The organism is Chromohalobacter sp. HP20-39, assembly GCF_033052815.1.
Taxonomy (GTDB): Bacteria; Pseudomonadota; Gammaproteobacteria; order Pseudomonadales; family Halomonadaceae; genus Chromohalobacter.
The window spans coordinates 1-276 of record NZ_JAWHTP010000627.1 but is presented as its reverse complement, the minus strand read 5'-3'; the positions used below and the strand labels follow the sequence as shown (position 1 = coordinate 276).

Below are 276 nucleotides of genomic sequence, written 5' to 3'. Positions count from 1 at the left end.
CCGCCTCGGCGCCAGCGGCGTTCTGGGAGAGCACCACGTTCTGAAGCGCTATGGTGTGCCGATAAAAAGCAGCCCGGTACGCCTCAGCCATTGCCATACGCGCGCCAATACCGGCAGCGTATCTTGATGCCTGATTGCTTGCCTCGTTCATCGAGTTCACTGCAATGCCGGTTAGCACGAGCAGCAGGATTGTGAGCGAGGCAAATGCCAAGCTGAGTCGTGTCTTCACGGTCGTCATTTAGATGCGTTCAACCAGAGTTAGCCGATGAAGCTTGC

At 56.9% G+C, this 276-nt stretch carries 1 protein-coding gene; it reads right to left on the bottom strand.

What is annotated here, in order from left to right:
- Positions 1-238, bottom strand: a 238-nt coding sequence (locus RVY79_RS19465) for a hypothetical protein (protein WP_317466219.1), incomplete at its 3' end; no start/stop codon positions are given.
- Positions 239-276: the final 38 nt, after the last annotated feature.